This is a genomic window from Buttiauxella gaviniae ATCC 51604, assembly GCF_001654835.1.
Lineage (GTDB): Bacteria > Pseudomonadota > Gammaproteobacteria > Enterobacterales > Enterobacteriaceae > Buttiauxella > Buttiauxella gaviniae.
Window position 1 is genome coordinate 1 of record NZ_LXEP01000071.1, and the last position, 2,395, is coordinate 2,395.

At 52.6% G+C, this 2,395-nt stretch carries 3 protein-coding genes; 1 reads left to right on the plus strand and 2 read right to left on the minus strand.

Going from position 1 to position 2,395, the window contains the following annotated elements; genetic code table 11:
* A partial coding sequence (gene traI / locus M977_RS23665; RefSeq protein ID WP_064519585.1) for a TraI/MobA(P) family conjugative relaxase occupies positions 1-1,535 on the plus strand: 1,535 nt, incomplete at its 5' end.
* 130 nt (positions 1,536-1,665) lie between these two features.
* Here traI and M977_RS23670 read toward each other — a convergent pair.
* Complete coding sequence (locus tag M977_RS23670) at positions 1,666-1,863, minus strand: hypothetical protein (RefSeq protein ID WP_064519589.1); 198 nt, start codon at positions 1,861-1,863, stop codon at positions 1,666-1,668.
* Between the two features lie 297 nt (positions 1,864-2,160).
* The coding region (locus M977_RS25730) for a hypothetical protein (RefSeq protein ID WP_425339059.1) at positions 2,161-2,395 on the minus strand (235 nt) is incomplete at its 5' end.

A 2,395-nucleotide genomic window follows, 5' to 3' on the forward strand; every position in this document is an offset into this window, starting at 1 on the left:
GGCCTACACCTGATCAGATTTTTGAATCAGCCCGTCACTGCCTGAAAGGGCTGGGTATGGCTGACCATCAGTATGTTTTTGCTATCCACGATGACACCGATAACCTGCATGTTCACCTGTCAGTTAACCGTGTGAACCCGGTGAGCTATAAAGCGGCCTCGCTGTATAACGACCACTTTGTGCTGGACCGTTGTTGTCGTGAGCTGGAGCTGAAGCACCAGTGGAAACATGATAACGGGCCGTATCGTGTGAACGACCAGGGTATGGTTGTGCGTAACAAACAGTTCTATAAACCAGCACCGGCTGCGGCCCGTCGCCTGGAGTTTTTCAGCGACAAGGAAAGCCTGCATACCTATGCCGTGGACCACTGCCGGAAGAAAATTGACACCCTGTTTATGTCAGGGGACCAGTACAACTGGGATGATATTCATGATGTGTTACATGCGGCGGGGCTGGAGTTACGCCAGAAAGGGACCGGGCTGGCTATTTATGATCTGAACGATGACAGCCATATTCCGTTACGTGCCAGCCGTCTGCATCCGGAGCTGACACTGGATGAACAGCAGGAGCTGATCGGTGTATTTGAGAAAGCGCCTGTGCGGGACACTGTGCCCGGACGTCTGTTGCAGAACTGTGTGGCCATTGAATCTCTTTATGACAGCCTGCTGCATTGTCGTGATCGGGGTGCGCGGGCAGAACGCCGTATCGCGCGTGCGGAAGCCCGGGAAGATTTAATCGGCAGATATCAGACCTATAAAAAGGGTTTTGTGCGTCCGGGGATTTCAAAAGAGGACATGCGTACCCGTTTCCGGGAACTGGCAGCGGAATACCGTATCCGCAAGAATCATGTTCGTCTGGTGCAACGTGATCCGTTGCTGCGTAAGCTGATGTACCGCGCGCTGGAAGTGGACAAGCTGAAGGCCATGTCCGCACTTAAGATCCAGATACGCACGGAGCGCGACGCTATCAAGTCCTCACCTGACGCCCGACCGTTATCGTACCGGGCATGGGTGGAAGTACAGGCAACGCATCTGGATACGGCAGCCGTGTCCCAGTTACGTGGGTGGGCTTATCGTCAGAAGCGTCAAAACAGAACGGCGCCAATATCCGGCAATGTCATTCTGAATGCGGTGGCTGATGATGTGAAACCCGCTATTATTCGTGGCTATGAAACGACGGTTAAACGTGACGGTGCCGTGGTCTATTCGTCCGGTGGGAAACCTGTACTGTTGGACAGAGGTGTGCTGATTGAAGTGGCTGATGCGCCGGAAGAGCGAGGAAAAAATCTGGCTATGGCACTGCATATTACGGCGCAGAAGAGCGGGGAGCGGTCGGAGATCCGTGGGGAGAATGACTTTGTCCGGGACACTATCCAGCGTATCCCTCAGTTTAATGCCTCGTCAGGTAAAACAGTGCCGCTGACGCATCCGGTTCAGCGCCAGTGGGCGGGTTATGATGCTCATAAACCGAAAGACGAAATACAACCCGTGCCGCAGTCTCCTGCGCCGCGCTACACGCCACCGAAACCGCAATAGTACGGTGGTGATAACAGGATCAGGGATACCGGGGGCTTGCATACCTTCCGGGTGCCGGGGCAGCGTGGCTTGTTGCTGACCCCGGCATTTTCCCTGATACCCTCAGTGCGAGACGATCGCGAATTTCCGGTCAGTGGATTTCGCCATCATCCCCCCCAAATCGCCCTTCTTCAGCCGCACCCATGTCCGCCATAAAATCCAGAAGCAGCGTCACTGCCTGGTTACGTGTGATGGCACCGGCTTTGTAGCGGTCAAGAATAGCGGCCAGGTAATCGGTCATGTTAAAAATCGGGCTATCCATCGGGACGAGTTCTTCAGGATTTTTCATGAGGTTTTATGCTTATAAAGGGATAGTTCCCAAAATAATGCGTCAAGCGTTTGCCAGATGAAATACCCAGCGGACTTTTCTGCTTCAAATATCAGGCTAGATTATGAAATTCAGCACATTCTGATCGTTTGTCCGGGCATTTTGATTCATTGCGGCGTCAGAATGATGAGTGTTGGAGAATCGGCATCTGGCGGGGAAGTTAAAAGGTCAATATGGGGTGTCTTGATATGGATGATAGCCGTCTTTAAAACTAAAAAAGGCCGCTTTCGCGACCTTCTCTATCTCATTCGGTGACTATTATTTCGGTGCTGCATTTCCCCGATGCCCGCCGGAGGGATTGCCTGTTTTGCCTGGCAGGTTAGGGGTCACAGTAGATAGCCGGGGCGCATTTTTTCTGTACAGCAAAATTGCATCGGGATCGTTAAGAAGATTTCTTGCTGTTCCGTATTCCCCACAATCTACCGCCGCAATCAACTCTTTCAGCTGACCGACTCCGTCACTGACAGAGATTTTGCCATTCCTGCAATGCTCC